Origin of the sequence: Nocardiopsis sp. TNDT3 (assembly GCF_003427465.1) — a bacterium.
GTDB classification, from domain to species: domain Bacteria; phylum Actinomycetota; class Actinomycetes; order Streptosporangiales; family Streptosporangiaceae; genus Nocardiopsis; species Nocardiopsis dassonvillei.
In genome coordinates, this window is the sequence record NZ_QPFC01000146.1 from 1 (window position 1) to 3,696 (window position 3,696).

Here is a 3,696-nt window from a genome sequence, read left to right on the forward strand (position 1 = left end):
CCTGACCGCCGTGCTGCGCGCCCTCGACCCCGCCTCCCCACGCCACGCCGCCCTGCGCGGCAGGCTGCGCTGGCTCGGCGGCTGACCCGCCCGCAACGTGGTCGCAACGTGGTGGTGACTAGCGTCACCCTCCCGACCTCCCCGGAAGCGGCTGCCGGCCCCACGGCCGGAGCCCGGTGAACTAAGGAGACCTCCATGGCGATCTACGCACCCCCGGGCCAGCCCGGAAGCGTCGTCGAGTACGCCGCCCGCTACGACAACTGGATCGGGGGCGAGTGGGTCAGGCCGGTCCGGGGCCGCTACTTCGAGAACCCCAGCCCCGTCAACGGCCGCGTCTTCACCGAGGTCGCCCGCAGCGGCGCGGAGGACGTGGAACTGGCCCTGGACGCGGCCCACGGCGCCGCCCCCGCGTGGGGCCGCACCTCCGCCGCCGAGCGGGCCCTGGTCCTCAACCGGATCGCCGACCGCGTCGAGGAGAACCTGGAGAGGCTCGCCGTCGCCGAGTCCTGGGAGAACGGCAAGCCCGTCCGCGAGTGCCTGGCCGCCGACCTGCCGCTGGCCGTGGACCACTTCCGCTACTTCGCCGGGGCGATCCGCGCGCAGGAGGGGCACACCTCCCAGATCGACGGCGACACCGTCGCCTACCACTTCCAGGAGCCCCTGGGCGTGGTCGGCCAGATCATCCCGTGGAACTTCCCGCTGCTCATGGCCACCTGGAAGCTCGCGCCCGCGCTGGCCGCCGGGAACGCGGTCGTGCTCAAGCCCGCCGAGCAGACCCCCGCGTCGATCCTGCTGCTCATGGAGCTGGTCGCCGACCTGCTGCCGCCCGGCGTGGTCAACGTCGTCAACGGCTTCGGCGCGGAGGCGGGCAAACCGCTGGCCAGCAGCCCCCGCGTCAGCAAGGTCGCCTTCACCGGCGAGACCACCACCGGCCGCCTCATCATGCAGTACGCGTCGGAGAACCTCATCCCGGTCACCCTGGAGCTGGGCGGCAAGAGCCCGAACATCTTCTTCGCCGACGTGGCCGCGGCCGACGACGCCTTCTACGACAAGGCCCTGGAGGGCTTCACCCTCTTCGCCCTCAACCAGGGCGAGGTGTGCACCTGCCCCTCGCGGGCCCTGGTGCAGGACGCCGTCTACGACCGCTTCATGGGCGACGCCCTGGCCCGCGTCGGCCGGATCCGGCAGGGGAACCCGCTGGACACCGACACCATGGTCGGCGCCCAGGCCAGCAACGACCAGCTGGAGAAGATCCTGTCCTACATCGACATCGGCCGCCGGGAGGGGGCCGCGGTGCTCGCCGGAGGGGAGCGGGTCGATCCCGGCGGCGACCTGTCCGGCGGCTACTACGTCGCGCCGACCGTTTTCGAGGGCCACAACGGCATGCGGATCTTCCAGGAGGAGATCTTCGGCCCGGTGGTGTCGGTGGCCCGCTTCGACGACTACGACGACGCCCTCAAGACCGCCAACGACACCCTCTACGGGCTGGGGGCGGGGGTGTGGTCGCGCGACGGCAACACCGCCTACCGCGCGGGCCGCGACATCCAGGCGGGCCGCGTGTGGGTGAACAACTACCACTCCTACCCGGCGCACGCGGCCTTCGGCGGGTACAAGCAGTCCGGCATCGGCCGCGAGAACCACAAGATGATGCTCGACCACTACCAGCAGACCAAGAACCTGCTGGTCAGCTACTCCGACAAGGCGATGGGGCTGTTCTGATGGATCCCCGCGCCGACGGCGCGGCCGTGGAGAGGGTGGCCGTCACCGACGCGGCGGCCGCCCTGCTCCGCGAGCTGCGCGCCGAACACGGGCCGCTCATGTTCCACCAGTCCGGCGGGTGCTGCGACGGCAGCTCGCCGATGTGCTATCCGGCGGGGGAGTTCCGCACCGGGGCCTCGGACGTGCGCCTGGGCGACCTGGAGGTGGGCGCGCCCGAACCGGTGCCGGTGTGGATGTCGCGGGCGCAGTTCGAGCTGTGGAGCCACACCCACCTGACCATCGACGTCGTCCGGGGCAGGGGCGCGGGCTTCTCCCTGGAGGCGCCGACGGGCAACCGGTTCCTCATCCGCTCCCGGCTGATGACCGACGACGAGGCCGAACGCCTCTGAGCCCGCGCGGACCCGGCGGGGCGGAGAACGCGGTGGGGCCGCCCTGACGGAGCCGGACGGGGCGGCCTCCCGGGGGAGCGCGGGGGGAGCGGCCCTCCGGTCCGCGCCGCCCCGTCCCCCGTCAGGCGTTCCCGGGGTCCGGACGCCCGTCGGTCCGCGCGCCGGCTTCGGAGGCGCGGAGTTCCTCGTTGATCCGCTGCGCCTCCTCCAGCTGGTCCTCCAGGATGATGATCCTGCACGCGGCCTCGATCGGAGTGCCCTCGTCCACGAGTTCGCGGGCGCGGGAGGCGATCCTGAGCTGGTAACGGGAGTAGCGGCGGTGCCCGCCCGCCGAGCGCAGGGGCTCGATCAGCCGGGCCTCACCCAGGGCGCGCAGGAAGGCCGGTGTGGCACCGATCATCTCCGCCGCGCGGCCCATGGTGTAGGCGGGGTAGTCGTCATCGTCGAACCGGTCTTCGGTTTCGGGACGGGACAAGCGTTTCTCTTTCTCTCCTCATCGCACGCCGAGGGCCCCAGCGCCGAACAGCGCTGGGGCCCGAGAGTTCAACACCATCTACCGGCTGCTGCCGGTCTTCCGCTTCCCGAGGTCGAACTGGGACGGGAGCGCGGGGATCGCGGTTGTGTGACCGTGGACCACCTTCTTCCGAACCGGGGCCTGCGGTACCCGAGTGGGACATCCCCACACCCGGGCGATCCTCGATGGCATCTACTCCTCTCGATCTCACTGCGTACACTTCACACCTGCCGCGGCGCCCCCCGTACGGGCGGGGCGCCGGTCCTGCGGTACTGCCTTACCTCTGTACTGCGTGTCGCTGTCCTACCGGCTCCCGGCGTCTTGAGGCACGTGCACACCGGTCGAGCCGACCTGCTCTGTCACTGCGCGGTCCTCCCCGTGCGGGCGAAGAACCGGTCCTGCGGTACTGCCCTACCTCTGTACTGCGGTCCTACCGGCTCCCGACGCCGTACGCAAACCTCTGCGTCGGTCGAGCCCTACCGCGTTCTCCCTGTTGCCGCGGCGTCCCCCGTGCGGGCGGGACGCCGGCCCTGCTCCCCACCGGCGCATCCGGTGGTCCACCTCGTGGATCTCTGTGGCTACGACAGGAAATGTATCAGCGCTTCCGGCGGATGTCTACTCTGGCCGATGTAGATTTCGGTGAGTCCCGCGAGGAGGTTTTCCGGAAGCGCCGCCTCAGCCCGCCTCGGCGTACACCGGGGCCTCCAGGGACGCCCTCAGCTGCTCGGCGAGCGGTTCGTCGAGGCTGTGCGGCAGGCCCCCGTGGCGAGGGTCCCGGCACGCCCGCCGGAAGGAGTCGGGGTCGCCGGTCAGCTCCGCGGTGGCGTTCCTGAGGTCCTCCAGCGCCTGGCGGAGGCGGTCGGGAGTGCTCCCCCACGCGGTCTCGTAGGCCCGGAGGGCGCGGAAGAAGCGGACGCACGCGAAATGGGTCGTCTCCCGGTGGTCGTGGCGCTGGATGTGCTCGGCCACGGCGCGGGTCCTGCGGAGTGTGGAAGGCATCGGATCACTGCTTCCTGAGGGGAGGGACACGGACACTGCTCAGGGGCGGGCGGCCCGGCCGGAGCCGGGCCGTCG

The 3,696-nt window shown here is 71.7% G+C and carries 4 protein-coding genes; 2 read left to right on the forward strand and 2 right to left on the reverse strand.

Translation table 11 applies throughout. From position 1 onward, the window contains the following. Positions 1-195: 195 nt before the first annotated feature. Both DQW06_RS04115 and DQW06_RS04120 read left to right on the forward strand, forming a co-directional pair. On the forward strand, positions 196-1,719 hold the full coding sequence (locus tag DQW06_RS04115; protein ID WP_013155873.1) for an aldehyde dehydrogenase family protein: 1,524 nt from the start codon (positions 196-198) through the stop codon (positions 1,717-1,719). Then, positions 1,719-2,108 carry a DUF779 domain-containing protein gene (locus DQW06_RS04120; protein ID WP_013155874.1) on the forward strand — a complete coding sequence of 130 codons (390 nt, stop codon included), beginning with the start codon at positions 1,719-1,721 and terminating at the stop codon, positions 2,106-2,108. Before DQW06_RS04115 ends, DQW06_RS04120 begins: the two co-directional genes overlap by 1 nt. A gap of 121 nt (positions 2,109-2,229) precedes the next feature. Here the strand turns inward: DQW06_RS04120 and DQW06_RS04125 are convergent, their stop codons facing one another. Then, positions 2,230-2,583 (reverse strand): MerR family transcriptional regulator, encoded by a 354-nt coding sequence (locus tag DQW06_RS04125; RefSeq protein WP_013155875.1) that lies wholly within the window; start codon positions 2,581-2,583, stop codon positions 2,230-2,232. A gap of 714 nt (positions 2,584-3,297) precedes the next feature. Further along, positions 3,298-3,621: a hypothetical protein gene (locus DQW06_RS04130; protein ID WP_041553368.1), complete on the reverse strand. Its 324-nt coding sequence runs from the start codon at positions 3,619-3,621 to the stop codon at positions 3,298-3,300. Positions 3,622-3,696: the final 75 nt, after the last annotated feature.

What these genes read in the sequence shown, in the direction of transcription:
- DQW06_RS04115 (WP_013155873.1), top strand. Translation starts at nt 196, where the DNA reads ATGGCGATCTACGCACCCCCGGGCCAGCCCGGAAGCGTCGTCGAGTAC.
- DQW06_RS04130 (WP_041553368.1), bottom strand. Translation starts at nt 3,621, where the DNA reads ATGCCTTCCACACTCCGCAGGACCCGCGCCGTGGCCGAGCACATCCAG.
- DQW06_RS04120 (WP_013155874.1), top strand. Translation starts at nt 1,719, where the DNA reads ATGGATCCCCGCGCCGACGGCGCGGCCGTGGAGAGGGTGGCCGTCACC.